Genomic DNA, 18,449 nt, shown 5'->3' with positions numbered 1-18,449 from the left:
ATGTAGGAGTAGTATGTAGGAATATATTGTTGTAGGTTATAGCGGAGTCCCACAGAACAAAAGGTAGGCGAGGGTTTTTCGAACTGATTGTATTTGGAGAATAAAGCGCTCTTATGTCGTGGAGCGGAAAAATGCTTGGGTACAAAAAAGACAGTGCACGCTTGGTAGCCTTCGAACGGGTTTTCAGGGCGAGTGCAGCAGTCAGCTTGGTACTGAGTGGTAGCGTACTTGCTCAGAGTGAGGTTGCCGGCACGGTGGTTATCGGCAGTGGTGAAACAGTTGAAATAGGAGCGGGGACATCTGGAAGTTCCTATATTCTGTCCGGGAATGGCACATTGATATCAAATGGCGCTCAAGAGATTGAAAGCATTATGTCAAGACGTTCCCGGCTCGTACTCAATGATAGCAAGGTGACAGGAGGCGTTTCGTCGATGAATGGCTTTGTCGATATCGAACGCTCCATTATTCAGAACGCTGATGGTGTTGGATTGGTTACTGGGCAGGATGCCATTGGTGGTCCGGTGACTCCCGGGGGGTCTTACTCGAATGTCACTGACAGCCAGATAATCGGTTCGGGTATTGGTGCAACTGTGGGGAACATGAGCATCCTGAGTTTGCACAATACCCAGGTTACCGGGTTGCCGGGTGGACCAAGAGGAGATGAATGGGGTATCGGTATACATGGCGCCACTTTGAACATGACCGGCGGCAGCCAAGTGGTAGGGCAGCAGTATGGTCTTCACTTTCTGAGTGCCAACCGTACTGGTATTGCCGAGGAGTCGGCAGCGGCAGTGATTGACAACTCCACCGTCCAGGCAATCGATGGGCCGTCCATCAAGGTTGATACTAACTTCGATGTGGCAACGATAGCCGATATAACCGTTCGCAATGGCTCCACGTTGTTGTCGGGAAATGGCAATCTGCTTGAGGTCGCCAATGGTAGCACCGCAAATTTTACGGTGGATAACAGTCGTCTTGTGGGGAACCTGGTTGCTGATGATGACAGCTTCCTGAACATCACCCTGCAAAACAATGCTGAGCTAACCGGTCAGCTGATCAATGCCGATAAGGTGGCGATCAACAGCGGTGCTCGTTGGAACATGGTGGCTGATGCGAGCATCGGATCACTGGCGATGGATGGAGGCAGCGTCACTCTTGGCTCTCCTGGGCAGTTCTACACCTTGTCGATGGAAGAGTTATCCGGGAACGGCACATTCAACATGCATATCGACCTGGTGGGAGGTGTAGGTGATTTGCTTTCCGTGAACGGAGAGGCTTCGGGTAACCACCAGTTGAATATCCAGAATACCGGAGTTGAACCCACCTCCATCGATATCGATCCGTTACGGGTCGTCCATACCGAGGGGGGGGACGCCTGGTTCAGCCTGGCGGGGGGCAGTGTCGATCTGGGAGCTTTTTCCTATCAGTTGGAGAAGCAGGGAGACGACTGGTTCGTCGTCGGGGAAGGGAGAATCATTAGTCCATCCACCCAGAGTGCACTGGCTATGTTCAACGTGGCGCCGACTCTCTGGTATGGAGAACTCTCCACGTTGCGCAGTCGTATGGGCGAGGTGCGTAACACTGGTGAAGGTGGTGCCTGGATGCGTGCTTATGGCAACCAGCATGACGTTTCCACGACAGGGTATGGTTATAGGCAGCGCCAGCAGGGCCTGTCGTTTGGTATGGATGCTCTTGTTCCACTCGATAGTGGCCAGATGCTGCTTGGTGGATTGGGTGGTTACAGCAAATCGGATATTAGTCTGGAGCGAGGAAGCTCGGGTAAGGTCGATAGTTACTATCTCGGCGCCTATGCTACCTGGTTGATGGAAGAGGGCTATTACCTGGATACTCTGGTCAAGTTGAACCAGTTCCGTAATCAGTCTGATGTGGTAATGACCAACGGTGCCAAGGCCAAGGGCCGCTATAACAACGTTGCACTAGGAGGCTCGGTTGAGTTTGGAAGGCATGTCAAGCTGCAGGATGACCTGTTTTTTGAACCGTTTGTGCAACTCTCTGCCGTAAAAGTACAAGGCAGCAGTTACAAGCTGAATAACGGTTTGCGGGCAAAAAATGCTCATACCCAGTCGGTGTTGGGTAAGGCTGGGGCGACCGTAGGACGTAACCTGCAACTCGGAGATGGCGGAGTGTTGCAGCCCTACTTTAAGGCTGCGCTGGTTCAAGAGTTTGCGCGTAATAACGATGTAAGGGTTAACGACACCCGCTTCGAGAATGACCTGTTTGGTTCTCGTGCCGAGCTGGGTATCGGCGTTTCCGCCTCTTTATCCCAGAACCTGAATCTGCATAGCGAGTTTGACTACATGAAAGGCGAGCATATCAAGCAACCATGGGGGGTGAATTTCGGGGTGCGATATAATTTCTGACCCCTGGTCCTGATGGTGGGTCAACCCAAACCCTCGACGACTCATCGTCGAGGGTTTTTTCATGGCTGACGATCAGCGTACCTTGACTGGAGTCCGGGACGAGATATAGACGTCCGCCGGCAGCGAGGTGGCCCGTCCCAGGTTGTTGCTGACCTCGTAATGGGCCCGACCGCGCCCATGCTCGACCGCCATCAGGCGAGCCAGGGGTACCCGGAAGCGGTAGCCGTAGCGCAGGTCGCGAGCAGTGACCACGTGCTCGCTGCTGTAGCTGGCCTTGTCGATCGGGTTGCCGCCCGTGAGGGCATCGAAGCCGCAGAAACGCAGGAGGATGCGGTCACCCTCTTTCATGTTGCGGTAGGGGGCGATGTGTACCACCGTGCCTTCCGGGTCCTTGCGCGGGTCGACCACGTTGAGCACGCTGGCGCCAGTGAACACCGGTTCCATCAGCCCTTCCTCGCCGCCTGGCAACTGGATCTGGAAGATCACCGCGACCAACTGCTTGGGTGAGTAGGACGTATTGGGATTGTCCTCGCGGGTCACGGTGTACTGCACGCGGATATCCACCCCGCAGCCCTGTTCGACGATCAGGCTGTTCGGCACGTTGATCACCAGGTAGCAGCCGCTGTCGACGTCCTGCTGATTGATCGGACGAACCAGGGGCTGCTGCGCCTTGCCCCAGAACAGGTTGATCCGGTCACCGGCCCGGAAGGCGTCGCGCCAGCCGATGACGACGTCGGCGGACAGGTGCGCGCTGTCTTCGTCCAGGTAGTTGTCCATGCGCTGGGCTGTCGGGTTCTTGCTCTTGACCACCGGTACGGCCAGGGCCTCGTTGACCAGGGTCTTCGGCGTCGGGTCCTGGGGGCCGGGCAGTTGCAAAAAAACCTCGAGTGCCAGGTCCGGAGAGACGAAGATCTCGCCGTTGCGGCAGACCTGATAGCTGACCCGGGCCGGGCCATCGCCGTGACGGGAGATGGACAGGTAGGTGACCATGACGTTGAGCAGCAGCGGCTTGCCCAGTTCATGGGCACTGATCATCCGCTTGCCGCCGACCGGTTCACCGTTCCACAGCACGCGGATTTCGTCGCCGATGGCAACGTGATCATAGGTGGGTACGGCAATCTTCACGCCCAGGCGTGCGTGCATGTCATGCACCTGGCCATTCTCGATCTTCAGGGGCACGGGGGCCGCCAGGTTGGCCGGCAAGTGTTGCAGTTGCAGTTTGAGGGGCACCGGCTGCGAACGCACCGAGACATTGCCGGCCCGGTCACGAACGCTGTAGCTGACGGCGAATTCGCCATTGCCCAGTTGTTCGAGGAAGTTGCGGTCGACGCTGAGCCGGACCTGGTCGGTGCCGACTTCATCGGCCTGGACCGTATGGGCGGGGCCCGCGTGTTCGCCCCAGTAACTTTGTATGACATCACCCCATTTCATGTCGAAATAGCCTGGGACAATGGCGGTGAGTTGGTTTCCGAGTTCGGTCAGGTCGCTGTTGGTCAAACCATCGAGAGCTATACTGGGTAGGATAAGCGAGGCAAGAAGTTCACCGCCCGGCGGTGTGCGGTCTATCAGGATTGGAGTGATATGAGAGTCACTTGATAGCTCGCTATAAATATCATACGCCCTATACTGAAGCTCGTTTTTACCCTCTTCGGATAGGTGCTCACTTGGTAATACTAAGGTGAGCTTGTCGCCTGTCTGGTAACCGGGCAGTGGGGTAGGGGTCCCAACCAATATCCCGTTCCAGATCAATTGGCAGGTTTCGTCGGAGCTGACATCGTTCCAAAGGGTAATCGTGACCGCTAGCGGTCTGTCTAGGTCCTTTGCCTGCAAGAGTCCGTCTTCGGGGGCCGCCGCTTCAACGAATGGAGCCTGTAGCAAAATGGGGGATTTTTGAATCTCCAAGTCCTTCATTAGGATAATCCTTTTATCTGATTGAGTGTTGTCAGGCATTTCCCACGATCAGACGCGTTACAGATTTTTTGAGAGTTATGCGCCGATGCGTGTGTTCTTGGCAAATAAGGCATTAAAGTCTGAAATGATATTGTCTGACCGTGCGATATACTGCCAAGTACTCAACGAATATTAAGTCTTGGGTGTTGTCAAGAGTTTTGATTTTTTTGTTTGTTGTTCTTGTTTTCTGTAAGTTTAAAGTTTTATTTTTTGCGGAAACTTCTTACTTGCAAGCAGGAAAAGTTTGTTTTTCAGGCAATAAAAAACCCGATGCCTGGTGGTCATCGGGTTTGTTCTGCGCGCTTTGAACTCAGCGGTTGAAACGCTCCACCAGCGAGTATTGCGTATGGGCCGTGTGGGTCAGTTCCTCGCTCAGTTGCGCCGAATTGTGCGCCTGTTCCGAGGTCTGGTCCGCCAGTTGCGCGATGGTGCTGATATTGCGGCTGATCTCTTCGGCCACCGAGCTCTGCTCTTCGGTGGCAGCGGCGATCTGGGTGGTCATGTCGGTGATGTTGGCCACCGCCTCGCTGATGCCCACCAGCGCCTCGTCGGCTTCCAGCACCCGGGCCACACCCTCCTGGGCCTGGCGATGACCTGCGTCCATGGTCTGGACAGCGGTGTTGGCGGTCTGTTGCAGCTTGGCGATCAGGGCGTGGATCTGCCCGGTGGATTCGCTGGTGCGTTGCGCCAGTTGGCGCACCTCGTCGGCCACCACCGCGAAACCGCGGCCCATCTCGCCGGCACGGGCGGCTTCGATGGCGGCGTTCAGTGCCAGCAGGTTGGTCTGGTCGGCGATGCCCTTGATCACGTCGACCACGCCACCGATTTCATCGCTGTCCTTGGCCAGTTGGGTCACGGTACCGCCGGTCTCGCCCACCACCACCGACAGGCGCTCGATGGCTTCGCGGGTCTCCCCGGCGATGTCGCGACCGCGGCTGGTCAGGCGGTTGGCTTCCTGGGTGGCGTCGGCCGTGCGCTGGACATGGCTGGCGACTTCCTGGGTGGTGGCCGCCATCTGGTTGACGGCGGTCGCCACCTGCTCGGTTTCCTGGCGCTGTCGGTCGAGGCCGCTGGAGCTTTTCTGGGCCAGGTCGTCGGACTGCCGGGCCTGGGCGTTGAGGTGCTCGGCGGTGTCCTGCAGGCGGGTCAGGCAGGTTTTCAGGCGGGCTTCCTGGCTGAGGATCGACATCTCCAGGCGGGCCTGGGCACCCCGGCTGTCGGTGTACATCTGGGCGATCAGCGGGTCCGAGGTGGTCTGCTCGGCCAGGCGCAGCAGGCGCTTGAGGCCACGTTGCTGCCAGCTCAGACCCAGCAGGCCGAGCGGTACCGAAACCAGGGCAGCGAGGCCGAAGCCCCAGTGGGAATTGAGCCAGACGCCGATCAGGAAACTGACCTGGCTGACCAGGATGAACGGCAGCCAGTCCTGGACGATCGGCAGCCACTTGTCTCGGCGTGGAATCGCCGACTTGCCCTGGTTGATGCGCAGGTACAGCGCCTCGGCGCGACGGACCTGCTCGGCGGTGGGCTTGACCCGGACCGATTCGTAGCCAACCACCTGGTTGCCTTCGAAGACCGGCGTCACATAGGCGTTGACCCAGTAATGGTCACCGCTCTTGCAGCGATTCTTGACAATGCCCATCCATGGCAGGCCTTGTTTCAGAGTATTCCACATGTGCGCAAACACCGCCGTCGGAACATCCGGGTGCCGCACCAGGTTGTGCGGGGCGCCGACCAGTTCGTCACGGGAGAACCCACTGATTTCGACGAACGCGTCGTTGCAGTAGGTGATCACGCCTTTGGCATTGGTAGTGGAAATCAACCGTTGCTGAGCGGGAAAGGTGCGTTCACGTTGGGTGATGGGTTGGTTATTCCGCATGGTTTTTCAATCCGCAAGGCTTTGACAGGTTATCGGCATGGCAGGGGAAATGTTAAATATATTTTTCAACTTTCATGACCGTTTCACAATTCGACTCTTGCGTACTCGCACTCGTCCTTGAATACGAGTCGAACACGCTGGAAATTAACGAATACAGCCGCTCCCCCGGCTTTTTATAGAACAAAAGTACCAGTTGGCACTTTCGTTCTTGTTATCACGGTTGCAACATCGGATAAGTAAAGAATGCGAAGTGCACCGTATTAAGTGCGACATGGGTCAGGATGGCCGCGGCCAGCCCGCCGAAACGATATGCCAGACCATAGCCGACACCGGCCAGTGTCGCCAGCAGCACCCAGGACCAGCCCGCACCGATATGCGCCAGCCCGAAGATCAGCGAGGCGCCCAGCAAGGCCAGGGTTTGCCCCTGTGGCAACGACCGGAGGCGGCGGCTCAGCCCGCCCTGAATGTAACCACGGAACAGCACCTCCTCGACCAGGCTCACCAGCAGCAGGTTGTTCAACAGCCACCATCCGCTGTGTTCGGGCCATTTCGGTGCCCAGTCGACGATGCCCAGCAGGCAGGCGCAGCCCAGGGCGAGCAGCGTGGTCACCGCCCAGGCGCTGGTGGCGCTGACCAGCACGCGCCCCGGTGAGCGTTGGTTGACCAGCCAGGGACAGACCAGCAGCAGCCAGAAGCCGATCAGGGGCTTGTCCAGATTCAGGTACATACTGAATGGCACTGCATCCGGCGTCAGGTGCACGGCGCTGATCACCCGGCCGTTGTGGAAGCCTGGCAGCCAGTGCAGGGCCAGGGCAATGGCCAGCAGCACGAACAGGCCATGTCCCAGATAGCGGCCCGTGCGACTGCGGTTCTGCAGGACGGCCATGGCGCTGATCAGCAGCAGGGCGAAGGCGAACAGGCTGGGCAGGCCCAGTTGGCCGACACTCAAGGCCAGCGCATAACCCAGGGAAAGCAGGGCCAGATAGGGCCAGGCTAGGACAGACATGCAACTCCTTGTATCGTCAGGCGGGCAGAGCGGGGCATGATAACCCGCGCCCCAGCCTCCCTGACCAATGAAAAAACACTGGCCAGGCCAGTGTTTTTCCAAGTGTTGCCGCCGCTGTCCTCAGGCTGCGATCAGTTGTCGCAACACATAGTGCAGGATCCCTCCCGACTTGAAGTACTCGACTTCATTGAGCGTATCGATCCGGCAAAGCACCTTGATCCTGTGCGAGCTGCCGTCCTCACGCCGGATGACCAGGTCCAGGTTCATCCGTGGTTGCAGTTCGGCGCCGTCCAGGCCCTCGATGCTCAGGGTCTCCTGGCCGGTCAGTTGCAGGGTCTTGCGGTCCTGCCCGGCCGGGAACTGAAGCGGCAGGACGCCCATGCCCACCAGATTGGAGCGGTGGATGCGCTCGAAGCTCTCGGCGATCACCGCCTTGACTCCCAGCAGATTGGTGCCCTTGGCCGCCCAGTCGCGACTGGAGCCGGTGCCGTATTCCTGGCCGGCGATCACCACCAGTGGCGTGCCCTCGGCCTGGTAGCGCATGGCCGCGTCGTAGATCGCCAGCTTTTCCCCCGAGGGGACATGCAGGGTATTGCCGCCTTCCTCGCCGCCCAGCATCTCGTTGCGGATACGGATATTGGCGAAGGTGCCGCGCATCATCACCTCGTGGTTGCCGCGCCGTGAGCCATAGGAGTTGAAGTCCCGAGGCTCCACGCCCTGTTCGCGCAGGTAACGCCCGGCGGGGCTGTCGGCCTTGATATTGCCGGCCGGGGAGATGTGGTCGGTGGTCACCGAATCCCCCAGCAGTGCCAGTATCCGCGCCCCTTGAACGTCCTCGATCGCCGGCAGCGGGCCGGCGATCCCGTCGAAGAACGGCGGGTGCTGGATGTAGGTCGAATTCTCCTGCCAGGCGTAGGTGGCGGCCTGCGGTACCTCGATCGCCTGCCACTGGGCGTCGCCGGCGAACACCTCGGCATACTCCTTGTGGAACATCGCGGTGTCGACCCGGGCCACGGCGTCGGCGATCTCCTTCTGGCTCGGCCAGATATCGCGCAGGTACACCGGCTGGCCATCGCTGCCGGTACCCAGTGGTTCCTGGCTCAGGTCGATACGGACGCTGCCGGCCAGGGCGTAGGCCACCACCAGCGGTGGCGAGGCCAGCCAGTTGGTCTTGACCAGCGGGTGCACCCGGCCCTCGAAGTTGCGGTTGCCCGAGAGCACCGAGGCCACGGTCAGGTCCGATTGCTGGATGGCCTTCTCGATCGGCTCCGGCAAAGGCCCCGAGTTGCCGATGCAGGTGGTGCAGCCATAACCGACCAGCGCAAAGCCCAGCTCGTCGAGGTAGCGGCTCAGGCCGGCGGCCCGGTAGTAGTCGGTGACCACCTTGGAGCCGGGCGCCAGCGAACTCTTGACCCAGGGCTGGCGCTTGAGGCCCTTCTCCACGGCCTTTTTCGCCAGCAGCCCGGCAGCCATCATCACGCTGGGGTTGGAGGTGTTGGTGCAGGAGGTGATGGCGGCGATCACCACCGCGCCATCTTTCAGGCGGTGGGTCTGGCCTTCGTAGCTGTAGTCCACGCCACCGACCAGGTCGGCATTGCCGACCGCCACGCCGCCGCCACCCTCGCTTTCCAGGCGGCCTTCCTCCTTGCTGGCGGGTTTGAGCTGCAGGCCGACGAAGTCGCTGAAGGCCTGCGCGACCTTGGGCAACGGCACCCGGTCCTGCGGACGTTTCGGCCCGGCCAGGCTGGCCTCGACACTGCCCATGTCCAACTCCAGGCTGTCGCTGAACAGCGGTTCCTGGCCCGGCAGGCGCCACAGGCCCTGGGCCTTGCTGTAGGCCTCCACCAGATCAACGGTGGCGGCGGGACGGCCGGACAGGCGCAGGTATTCCAGGGTGACCTCGTCGACCGGAAAGAAACCGCAGGTGGCGCCGTATTCCGGGGCCATGTTGGCGATGGTCGCGCGGTCCGCCAGCGGCAGTTCGGCCAGGCCGTCGCCGTAGAACTCGACGAACTTGCCGACCACGCCCTTCTTGCGCAGCATCTGGGTGACCGTCAGCACCAGGTCGGTGGCGGTGATGCCTTCCTTGCGCTTGCCGGTCAGCTTGAAGCCGATCACCTCGGGAATCAGCATCGACACCGGCTGGCCGAGCATCGCCGCTTCCGCCTCGATGCCGCCGACGCCCCAGCCGAGTACGCCGAGGCCGTTGATCATGGTGGTGTGCGAGTCGGTGCCGACCAGGGTATCGGGGAAGGCGTAGGTGCGGCCGTCCTCGTCGCGGGTCCAGACCGTGCGCCCCAGGTATTCGAGGTTGACCTGGTGGCAGATTCCGGTGCCGGGCGGCACCACGCTGAAGTTGTCGAAGGCGTTCTGGCCCCAGCGCAGGAAGGCGTAGCGCTCGCCATTGCGCTGCATCTCGATGTCGACGTTCTCGCCGAAGGCCGCGGCGCTGGCGAACTTGTCGACCATCACCGAGTGGTCGATCACCAGGTCGACCGGCGACAGCGGGTTGATCCGCTGCGGGTCACCGCCGGCCTTGGCCACGGCGGCGCGCATGGCGGCCAGGTCGACCACCGCCGGCACGCCGGTGAAGTCCTGCATCAGCACCCGCGCCGGGCGGTACTGGATTTCCCGATCGGAGCTGCGGCTCTGCAGCCAGGCTGCGAGCGCCTTGAGGTCGGCGTCGGTGACGGTCTTGCCGTCTTCCCAGCGCAGCAGGTTTTCCAGCAGCACCTTGAGCGACATCGGCAGCTTGTCGAGGTCGCCGAGCGTGCGTGCGGCTTCCGGCAAGCTGAAGTAGTGGTAGGTCTTGGCGCCTACTTGCAGGGTTCTAAGGGTTTTCAGGCTATCGAGAGATGACATGAAACGACTCCTTGAGGCCCGCACGGCACGGGCCGGGTGGTACAGGCAGAGCCTTGAATCTAGCCCTGTTCGAGTGATCTGGCTAATCACTGGACTCCATGGGGGAGTCCAAGGTTCCGAACTCGGCTATCATGCGCGGGTTTTTGACAGGCTCCTGCAGGGTAGCTGTCGACACCCAGGAGAATCGAATTGAACACCCTCTTCATGCATTGCCGGCCCGGCTTCGAAGGCGAAGTCTGCGCCGAGATCGCCGAGCACGCCGCGTACCTCGATGTGCCCGGCTATGCCAAGGCCAAGCCGAACAGCGCCTGCGCCGAATTCGTCTGTGGCGATGACGCCGGCGCGGCCCGGCTGATGGCCGGCCTGCGCTTTGCCGAACTGATCTTCCCGCGCCAATGGGCCCGTGGCCGCTTCCTCGACCTGCCGGAAACCGACCGGATCAGCGTGATCCTGGAACACCTGGCGGAGTATCCGGTGTGCGGCAGCCTCTGGCTGGAAGTGCTCGACACCAACGATGGCAAGGAACTGTCGAATTTCTGCAAGAAGTTCGAGGCGCCGCTGCGCAAGGCCCTGACCAAGGCCGGCCGGCTGGTGGAGGACGCCGGCAAGCCACGCCTGCTGCTGACCTTCAAGAGCGGCCGGGAAGTGTTCCTCGGCATGGCCGACGCCGGCAACTCGGCAATGTGGCCGATGGGCATTCCACGGCTCAAGTTCCCCAAGGATGCCCCGAGCCGTTCGACCCTCAAGCTGGAAGAGGCCTGGCACCACTTCATCCCCCGCGATCAGTGGGAAGAGCGCCTGAATGGCGACATGACCGGCGTCGATCTCGGCGCGGCGCCCGGTGGCTGGACCTGGCAACTGGTCAACCGCGGCATGCTGGTGACCGCCATCGACAATGGCCCGATGGCCGAAAGCCTGATGGACACCGGGCTGGTCCAGCACCTGATGGCCGACGGTTTCACCTACAAGCCGAAGCAGCCGGTGGACTGGATGGTCTGCGACATCGTCGAGAAGCCGGCACGCACCGCCGCCATGCTGGAAAGCTGGGTCGGCGAGGGGCATTGCCGGGAGGCGGTGGTCAACCTCAAGTTGCCGATGAAGCAGCGTTATGCCGAGGTCCGGCGTCTGCTGGATCGTATCGAGGAAGGTTTCAAGGCGCGTGGGATCAAGGTGGCGGTCGGCTGCAAGCAACTGTATCACGACCGCGAGGAAGTGACCTGCCACCTGCGTCGACTGGACGTGAAAAAGCCGCGATAATGCCGCATCGGTTTCAGGAGTGAAGAATGACCCAGCCTTACGATCCCAACGTTGACGGCACCCTCGACGCCACCGGCCTCAACTGTCCGGAGCCGGTGATGATGCTGCACCAGCACATCCGCGACCTGCAGCCGGGCGGCCTGCTCAAGGTGATCGCCACCGACCCGTCGACCCGCCGCGATATCCCCAAGTTCTGCGTGTTCCTCGACCATGAACTGGTGGAGCAGCGGGAAGAGGCCGGTACCTACCTCTACTGGATCCGCAAGAAGGCCGAGTGATCGGCTGTGCCGCTGGTCTGCCCCCCTGTCACACGGTTCATGGACGTTCCGACTACGCCCCACTCATCCTGATCCGCTTGCGCGAACTGCGCGCCAGGCGGATCGACAGCATCACGGCCGCACACGACAGCCCGACGATCAGCCCCTCCCACAAGCCGCTGGGGCCACTCGGCGTGCCGAACCAGTCGGTCAGCCCCAGCGCATAGCCCACCGGCAGCCCGATGCCCCAGTAGGCGAACAGCGTCAGGATCATCGTCACCCGGGTGTCCTGGTAGCCGCGCAATGCTCCGGCCGCGGTCACCTGGATCACGTCCGAGAACTGGAACAGCGCCGAATACACGATCAGCATGGTCGCCACCTGGATCACCACCGGATCCTGGGTGTAGATCGTCGCGATGTGCTCGCGAAACAACAGCATCAGGCTCGCGGACACGCAGCCATAGGCCAGCGCCGTCGCCACGCCGACGCCGGCGGTGAAACGCGCCTCGCGCGGTTGCCCGCGCCCCAGCGCCTGACCGACGCGGACAGTGATCGCCATGCCCAGCGAGTAGGGCACCATGAATACCAGCGAACTGATGTTCAGGGCGATCTGGTGCCCGGCCACCACATGGGCGCCGAGGCTGCCGATCAGCAGGGCGATCACCGCGAAGATGCTCGACTCGGCGAAGACCGCGATCCCGATCGGCAGGCCGATGCCTAGCAGGCGCTTGATCACCGCCCACTGCGGCCAGTCGAAACGGCCGAACACCTGGCTCGGCTGGTACACCTTGGCCCAGCGCACCCAGCCGGCCATGCCCAGCAGCATGACCCACATCACGATCGCCGTGGCCCAGCCGCAGCCGGGGCCGCCCAGGGCCGGGACGCCGAGGTGGCCGTAGATGAACACGTAGTTCAGCGGGATGTTCAGGGCCAGCCCGCACAGGCCCAGGACCATGCTCGGCCGGGTGCGGCCCATGCCGTCGCTGCAGCAGCGCAGCACATGGTAGAGCGCCACCGTCGGCAGGCCGGTGCCGATCCCGCGCAGATAGTCCATGCACGGCCCGATCAACTGCGGGTCGACCTTCATCAGGTGCAGGATCGGTTCGGCGTTGTACAGGATCAATCCCGCGCCGAGGCCGACCACCAAGGCCAGCCATAGCGCCTGGCGCACGATCGGGCCGATCTGCTCCGGGGTGCCGGCGCCATGGCGCTGGGCGACCTTGGGCGTGGTGGCGAGCAGGATCCCGGTCATCAGCAGGAACACCGGCACCCAGATCGAGTTGCCCAGCGCCACGGCGGCCAGGTCCCGCGGGCCGACGCGACCGGCCATCACCGCATCGACGAAGCCCATGGCGGTGTGGGCCAGTTGGGCAATGATGATCGGCAGGGCCAGTCCCAGCAGGTTGCGCATTTCCAGCAGGGCTCGTGCCGGGCGGCCGAGGGCAGGGGTATCGGTAACGGTGCTCACCAGTGATGCATCCAAGTATTGCGGGGAAAACCGCGGAGTTTACGCCTTGACGCAACGGTCAGGAAATTTCCTCTGTAGGGCATTTGTAATGGCGCTGGCCGCACACCGGGATTTTCTCTGCCTATGATCGCCCGCCGGCTGGTGGTGGCGGGCGATCTGCGCCAAACTGCCGGCCTGCCAAAGGAGCCCGCCATGCTGATTGTTGCCGACGAGAATATTCCCCTGATCGATGCGTTCTTTGCCGGTTTCGGTGAGATCCGCCGTTATCCGGGACGCGCCATCGACCGTGCGGCGGTGGCCGAGGCCGATGTGCTGCTGGTGCGTTCGGTGACCCCGGTCAGCCGCGAACTGCTCGAAGGCAGCCGGGTGCGCTTCGTCGGCACCTGCACCATCGGCACCGACCACCTGGACCTGGAGTATTTCCACGAGGTCGGCATCCACTGGTCCAGCGCCCCCGGCTGCAACGCCCGTGGCGTGGTCGACTATGTGCTGGGCAGCCTGCTGACGCTGGCGGAGATCGAGGGCGTCGAACTGGCCAAGCGCACCTATGGCGTCATCGGTGCTGGCGAGGTGGGCGGGCGTCTGGTCAAGGTCCTGCGCGGCCTGGGCTGGAAGGTGCTGGTGTGCGACCCGCCACGCCAGGCGGCCGAAGGCGGTGATTATGTCCAGTTGGAACAGATTCTCGAACAATGCGACGTGATCAGCCTGCACACCCCGCTGACCCGCTCAGGCGCGCTGGCGACCTGGCATCTGCTGGACCGCGAGCGCCTGCAGCGGTTGCGGCCGGGCGCGTGGCTGATCAACGCGGCGCGCGGCCCGGTGGTGGATAACGTCGCCCTGCGTGAGGTGCTGCTGGCCCGCGAGGACCTGCAGGCGGTGCTCGACGTCTGGGAGGCCGAGCCGCAGGTCGATGTCGAACTGGCTGAACTCTGCGTGCTCGGTTCGCCGCATATCGGCGGCTACAGCCTGGATGGCAAGCAGCGTGGCACGGCGCAGATCTACCAGGCCTACTGCGCCTTCAGCGGCCAGGAGCCGCGGGTGCGCCTGGAGGACCTGCTGCCCGAACCGGGCCTGGCGCAGGTGACCCTCAACGCCGGCAGCGACCCGGCCTGGGCCATGGCGATCATCTGCCGGGCAGTGTACGACCCGCGCCGTGACGACGCGGACTTTCGCCGCAGCCTGGTCGGCGGCGTTGCCGAGCAGCGGGCGGCGTTCGACCTGTTGCGCAAGCACTATCCCGAGCGCCGCGAGATCGAGGGGCTGGCGGTGAAGATCCATGGCGAGTCCGAGGAGTTGCGGCGGATGGTGCTGGCACTGGGCGCTGTCCTCGTCTGATCGACCACCACCCTCTCTGTAGGAGCCGGCTTGCTGGCGATAGCGGTGTATCAGCCAGCCGATGTGCGGCCCGACACTCTGCTATCGCCAGCAAGCCGGCTCCTACAAGGGGGGGGCTCATCGATCCATGGGCAGAAAAAACCCGGCATCAGGGCCGGGTCGATAAAAGAGTTCGGGCTCTCAGTCTTGCTGCGCAGGCTTGACCAATCGCTGCTCCAGTTCACGGCAGGCGTTCTGGATCATTTCCTCGGTGATCGGGACTTCGCGTCCGGCAGCGTCGATAATCGCACAGCCCAGAGCCTCGGGCTTGGGATGGCGAATCACCGGGATGTGGTTAGTGCTGTGTTGCAAGTCCATGGCCTGTCTCCTCATCAGGTGCTTATCGAGTTTATATCCGCGGCATGACCAGGCTGTGACACAGTCGACAACAGCGGGCCGCGTGATTTCAGTGCAACAGAAAGCACGCGTTCCCGCCAGCCCTGCGTTAGACCGATCGTCTCTAGGGCCTGGCGTTCCCGGACATAATTAACCTGACTGATTGCGTTTCACAGAAGTTCACTCGAACTTGGGTGTAGGCTCTGCTTATCGCACAATGGACTCAAACCATGCTTTCCGCTCGTCAACGCCGGGCCATGCGTCTGGCCAGTCGGTTCGTCGCCCCCTATCGCTGGCAGGCGGCCGCGGCGCTACTGGCGCTGATCGTCACCGCCGGGATCACCCTGTCCATGGGCCAGGGCATCCGCCTGCTGGTGGACAAGGGCTTCATGACCCAGTCGCCGCATCTGCTCAACCAGTCCATCGGGCTGTTCCTGCTGCTGGTGCTGGGCCTGGCGGTGGGGACTTTCACGCGCTTCTACCTGGTTTCGTGGATCGGCGAGCGGGTGGTGGCCGATATCCGTCGCCAGGTGTTCAACCACCTGATCTACCTGCACCCGGGTTTCTACGAGAACAATCGCAGTTCGGAAATCCAGTCGCGGCTGACCGCCGACACCACCCTGCTGCAATCGGTGATCGGCTCTTCCCTGTCTTTGTTCCTGCGCAATGCTTTGATGGTGATCGGCGGCGTGGTGCTGCTGTTCGTCACCAATCCCAAGCTGACCAGCATCGTGGTGATCGCCTTGCCGTTGGTGTTGGCGCCGATCCTGATCTTCGGTCGGCGGGTGCGCAGCCTGTCGCGCCAGAGTCAGGACCGGATCGCCGATGTCGGCAGTTATGTGTCCGAAACCCTCGGCCAGATCAAGACCGTGCAGGCCTACAACCACCAGGCGCAGGACGAGCGGCGCTTTGCCGCGACCGTCGAGCAGGCTTTCCAGACCGCCCGCCAGCGCATCGTCCAGCGTGCCTGGCTGATCACCCTGGTGATCGTGCTGGTGCTCGGTGCGGTGGGCGTGATGCTCTGGGTCGGCGGGATGGACGTGATCGCCGGCCGGATTTCCGGCGGCGAACTGGCCGCCTTCGTGTTCTACAGCCTGATCGTCGGCAGTGCCTTCGGCACCCTCAGCGAAGTCATCGGCGAGCTGCAAAGGGCGGCAGGGGCCGCCGAGCGGATTGGCGAACTGCTGCAGTCGAGCAATGCCATCACCGCCCCGGCCGACGGCGGCGTGCGCCTGGCCCAGCGGGTCGCCGGCAACCTGGTACTGGAAAATCTGCGCTTCAGCTATCCGTCGCGCCCGGACAGCCCTGCCATCGACGGCCTCGACCTGAGCGTCAGGGCCGGCGAGACCCTGGCGCTGGTCGGCCCCTCGGGGGCGGGCAAGTCGACCCTGTTCGATCTGCTGCTGCGTTTCTACGACCCGCAGCAGGGGCGCCTGCTGCTCGACGGCCAGCCGCTGACCCGGCTCGACCCGCTGGACCTGCGCCGCTGTTTCGCCCTGGTGTCGCAGAGCCCGGCACTGTTCTTGGGCAGCGTCGAGGAAAACCTGCGCTACGGCAACCCGACGGCGAGCGACGAACAGGTTCGCGAGGCGGCGCGGATCGCCCATGCCGACGACTTCATCATGCGGATGCCCCAGGGCTACCAGACCCACCTGGGCGAGGCCGGCCTCGGCCTGTCCGGCGGCCAGCGCCAGCGCCTGGCGATTGCCCGGGCGTTGCTGGTGGATGCGCCGATCCTGCTGCTGGACGAGGCCACCAGCGCCCTCGATGCCCAGAGCGAGCATCTGATCCAGCAGGCGCTGCCGAGCTTGATGCACGGCCGTACCACGCTGGTGATCGCCCACCGCCTGGCGACGGTACAGAATGCCGACCGGATCGCGGTGATGGATCAGGGGCGGCTGGTGGCGATCGGCACCCATGCCGAGTTGATCGCCGGCAACCCGCTGTACGCGCGGTTGGCGGCCTTGCAGTTCAATGCCCGGAGTACGGAGCCTGACGCGCTGTAACCGAGCCTCCATGAAAAACGGCGCCCTTGGGCGCCGTTTCGGTACCGACCACCAGGACTTAGCGGTATTCGCACAGGTAGGCGGTTTCCACGGCGACTTTCAGCTGGAACTTGCTGTCGGCCGGTACGTTGAACTGGCTGCCGCTGGCGAAGGTTTCCCACTCGCTGCTGCCGGGCAGCTTGACGGTCAGGGCGCCGGAGACCACGTGCATGATTTCGCGCTGGGCGGTGCCGAACTCGTATTCGCCCGGAGCCATGACGCCGATGGTGGCCGCGCCTTCGGCTTGTGCGAAGGCAATCGACTTGACGGTGCCGTCGAAGTACTCGTTGACTTTAAACATGGGCGATTCCTCGAAATGAGCTGAAAAATTGGGCCGGCCAGTATGCCCAAGCCGCCTGCTCCCGTCACCTGCTGCCGATCCGATTCACCCGCGCCGCACCGACTGCTCCTGCAGGGCGCGGGCTTGCACAAGACAGCGGTTCGGCACCCATCATTGTCAGCACCGGCCTGTCATTGGACTGCCCCCCAGGTCTGGATGGGTGGCCCACTTCTGGGAGGCAGTCCACAGTGTGGGAGCCGGCTTGCTGGCGATTCCGCCGAAGGCGGCCATTCCCCTTCAAGCCGGCAGGATCAACGGCAACAACCGCGCAGTATTACGCGCATCCTCCAGCGCCCGATGCTGTTGGCCGCTGAACTGCAGCCCGGCCAATTGCAGCGCGCCGTTCAGTCCCAGTGGTTTGTGCAACTTGCGCGCCTTGGCGAAGCGCTGCTTCAGGTTGGCATGGGGCACACCGTTCAGCAGGCTGGTCACTTGCAGTTGCCGCCAGTCCTGTTCCAGTTGCCGGCGATCGTAGTCGCCCCAACTGGCCCAGCCCTCCAGCCGTGTCCGATGCTGGCCGAGCCAGCGCTCGAAGGCCTCCCAGACCTCGGCCAGGGGCGCGGCGGCGTCGATGTTGGCCTGGCTGATATGCGTCAGCTCGCGGCAGAAGGGGGTCAGCAGCGGCCGGCGCAACGGCCGCACGAAACGCTGGAAGTGATCCAGCTCCCGGCCCTCGCGGTTGACCAGGGTGGCACCGATTTCGATGATTTCCATCTCCGCCAGCGGCCAGCCCCCATCATCCGTCGTGGCTTCCAGATCAATCACCAGCCAATGGGGCATCTCGAGCTCCGAAGACAGCATCCTAGTCCGCGTCAAGCGTAGCCAATGCCGAGGAATCCGCCTAGTTGCTCATTCAACCACCAACAGAATCTGCCGGTTTTTAACCTGATCTCCCCGGTTGGCCTGGACCGTTCGTACCACGCCGTCGATACCGGCCTTCAGCGGGTGCTCCATCTTCATCGCCTCCAGCACCATCAACAGTTGGCCCTTGCGCACCTCGCTGCCTTCACTCACCAGGACATCGACAATCGCCCCGTCCATGGGCGCCTTGACCGTGCCCGAGCTCGCCGTGGTCTGGCCCTGGGCCGCCGCCAGGCTCAGGTCCCGCAGCAACAGGTTGCCCGGACAGGTGGACAGCCAGAGCTGTTCGCCGTCCAGCCGATAGGCATGGCGCCGGCGCACGCCGTCGATCTGCGCCGTGACCCAGCGGCCGTCGCACTCCAGCAATTGGACGTCCACCTGCTGTTCGCCGTGACTGACCCGCAGTGCTGCGTCGGGTTGGGCGAGCAATTGCAGG

At 62.5% G+C, this 18,449-nt stretch carries 14 protein-coding genes; 5 read left to right on the top strand and 9 right to left on the bottom strand.

The features are described from left to right. Window positions 1-131 precede the first annotated feature (131 nt). On the top strand, window positions 132-2,381 hold the full coding sequence (locus K675_RS0121920; RefSeq protein ID WP_085986964.1) for an autotransporter outer membrane beta-barrel domain-containing protein: 2,250 nt from the start codon (window positions 132-134) through the stop codon (window positions 2,379-2,381). Between the two features lie 72 nt (window positions 2,382-2,453). On the opposite strand, the gene K675_RS0121915 is transcribed toward K675_RS0121920, so the two are convergent. From K675_RS0121915 to acnA, 4 genes are all read right to left on the bottom strand, one after another. Continuing rightward, window positions 2,454-3,812, bottom strand: coding sequence for a hypothetical protein (locus K675_RS0121915; protein WP_232434463.1), 1,359 nt, complete (start codon window positions 3,810-3,812; stop codon window positions 2,454-2,456). A gap of 829 nt (window positions 3,813-4,641) precedes the next feature. Further along, window positions 4,642-6,207 carry a methyl-accepting chemotaxis protein gene (locus tag K675_RS0121910; RefSeq protein ID WP_017905608.1) on the bottom strand — a complete coding sequence of 522 codons (1,566 nt, stop codon included), beginning with the start codon at window positions 6,205-6,207 and terminating at the stop codon, window positions 4,642-4,644. A 214-nt stretch (window positions 6,208-6,421) separates the two neighbouring features. Beyond that, window positions 6,422-7,213 carry a CPBP family intramembrane glutamic endopeptidase gene (locus K675_RS0121905; protein ID WP_017905607.1) on the bottom strand — a complete coding sequence of 264 codons (792 nt, stop codon included), beginning with the start codon at window positions 7,211-7,213 and terminating at the stop codon, window positions 6,422-6,424. Between the two features lie 120 nt (window positions 7,214-7,333). After that, window positions 7,334-10,075: an aconitate hydratase AcnA gene (acnA, locus tag K675_RS0121900; RefSeq protein ID WP_017905606.1), complete on the bottom strand. Its 2,742-nt coding sequence runs from the start codon at window positions 10,073-10,075 to the stop codon at window positions 7,334-7,336. 189 nt (window positions 10,076-10,264) lie between these two features. Between acnA and rlmM the strand changes: the two genes are divergently transcribed. After that, complete coding sequence (gene rlmM, locus K675_RS0121895; RefSeq protein WP_017905605.1) at window positions 10,265-11,332, top strand: 23S rRNA (cytidine(2498)-2'-O)-methyltransferase RlmM; 1,068 nt, start codon at window positions 10,265-10,267, stop codon at window positions 11,330-11,332. 26 nt (window positions 11,333-11,358) lie between these two features. Then, window positions 11,359-11,610: a sulfurtransferase TusA gene (gene tusA, locus K675_RS0121890; protein ID WP_017905604.1), complete on the top strand. Its 252-nt coding sequence runs from the start codon at window positions 11,359-11,361 to the stop codon at window positions 11,608-11,610. 52 nt (window positions 11,611-11,662) lie between these two features. Here tusA and K675_RS0121885 read toward each other — a convergent pair whose 3' ends face one another. Further along, window positions 11,663-13,057 (bottom strand): MATE family efflux transporter, encoded by a 1,395-nt coding sequence (locus K675_RS0121885; RefSeq protein WP_017905603.1) that lies wholly within the window; start codon window positions 13,055-13,057, stop codon window positions 11,663-11,665. 192 nt (window positions 13,058-13,249) lie between these two features. Here K675_RS0121885 and pdxB point away from each other — a divergent pair, with 192 nt between their 5' ends. Beyond that, on the top strand, window positions 13,250-14,392 hold the full coding sequence (gene pdxB, locus K675_RS0121880; RefSeq protein ID WP_026145423.1) for a 4-phosphoerythronate dehydrogenase PdxB: 1,143 nt from the start codon (window positions 13,250-13,252) through the stop codon (window positions 14,390-14,392). 180 nt (window positions 14,393-14,572) lie between these two features. On the opposite strand, the gene K675_RS33440 is transcribed toward pdxB, so the two are convergent. Further along, window positions 14,573-14,749, bottom strand: a complete 177-nt coding sequence (locus K675_RS33440) for a PA1571 family protein (protein WP_017905601.1) — start codon at window positions 14,747-14,749, stop codon at window positions 14,573-14,575. A 248-nt stretch (window positions 14,750-14,997) separates the two neighbouring features. Here K675_RS33440 and K675_RS0121870 point away from each other — a divergent pair, with 248 nt between their 5' ends. Then, entirely contained in the window at window positions 14,998-16,773 is a 1,776-nt protein-coding gene (locus K675_RS0121870) for an ABC transporter transmembrane domain-containing protein (protein WP_026145422.1), read from the top strand. 58 nt (window positions 16,774-16,831) lie between these two features. On the opposite strand, the gene K675_RS0121865 is transcribed toward K675_RS0121870, so the two are convergent. From K675_RS0121865 to K675_RS31245, 3 genes are all read right to left on the bottom strand, one after another. After that, on the bottom strand, window positions 16,832-17,113 hold the full coding sequence (locus K675_RS0121865; protein ID WP_017905599.1) for a pyrimidine/purine nucleoside phosphorylase: 282 nt from the start codon (window positions 17,111-17,113) through the stop codon (window positions 16,832-16,834). A gap of 276 nt (window positions 17,114-17,389) precedes the next feature. Next, window positions 17,390-17,932, bottom strand: a complete 543-nt coding sequence (locus K675_RS0121860; protein WP_017905598.1) for an exonuclease domain-containing protein — start codon at window positions 17,930-17,932, stop codon at window positions 17,390-17,392. A gap of 69 nt (window positions 17,933-18,001) precedes the next feature. Continuing rightward, window positions 18,002-18,449: acetyl-CoA carboxylase biotin carboxyl carrier protein subunit (locus tag K675_RS31245; RefSeq protein ID WP_037007039.1), on the bottom strand; the 448-nt coding region annotated here is incomplete at its 5' end.

The sequence above is a fragment of the Pseudomonas fuscovaginae SE-1 genome (assembly GCF_000364705.1).
In the GTDB taxonomy this organism is placed as follows: Bacteria; Pseudomonadota; Gammaproteobacteria; order Pseudomonadales; family Pseudomonadaceae; genus Aquipseudomonas; species Aquipseudomonas fuscovaginae_A.
The sequence above is the reverse complement of the archived record's forward strand: the minus strand, read 5'-3'. Positions and strand labels throughout refer to the sequence as shown.

Bases quoted from the DNA above. Each gene is read 5' to 3' on its own strand.
- K675_RS0121920 (WP_085986964.1), top strand. From the start codon at position 132: ATGCTTGGGTACAAAAAAGACAGTGCACGCTTGGTAGCCTTCGAACGG.
- K675_RS0121915 (WP_232434463.1), bottom strand. From the start codon at position 3,812: ATGAAATGGGGTGATGTCATACAAAGTTACTGGGGCGAACACGCGGGC.
- K675_RS0121910 (WP_017905608.1), bottom strand. From the start codon at position 6,207: ATGCGGAATAACCAACCCATCACCCAACGTGAACGCACCTTTCCCGCT.
- K675_RS0121905 (WP_017905607.1), bottom strand. From the start codon at position 7,213: ATGTCTGTCCTAGCCTGGCCCTATCTGGCCCTGCTTTCCCTGGGTTAT.
- acnA (WP_017905606.1), bottom strand. From the start codon at position 10,075: ATGTCATCTCTCGATAGCCTGAAAACCCTTAGAACCCTGCAAGTAGGC.
- tusA (WP_017905604.1), top strand. From the start codon at position 11,359: ATGACCCAGCCTTACGATCCCAACGTTGACGGCACCCTCGACGCCACC.
- pdxB (WP_026145423.1), top strand. From the start codon at position 13,250: ATGCTGATTGTTGCCGACGAGAATATTCCCCTGATCGATGCGTTCTTT.
- K675_RS33440 (WP_017905601.1), bottom strand. From the start codon at position 14,749: ATGGACTTGCAACACAGCACTAACCACATCCCGGTGATTCGCCATCCC.
- K675_RS0121870 (WP_026145422.1), top strand. From the start codon at position 14,998: ATGCTTTCCGCTCGTCAACGCCGGGCCATGCGTCTGGCCAGTCGGTTC.
- K675_RS0121865 (WP_017905599.1), bottom strand. From the start codon at position 17,113: ATGTTTAAAGTCAACGAGTACTTCGACGGCACCGTCAAGTCGATTGCC.
- K675_RS0121860 (WP_017905598.1), bottom strand. From the start codon at position 17,932: ATGCCCCATTGGCTGGTGATTGATCTGGAAGCCACGACGGATGATGGG.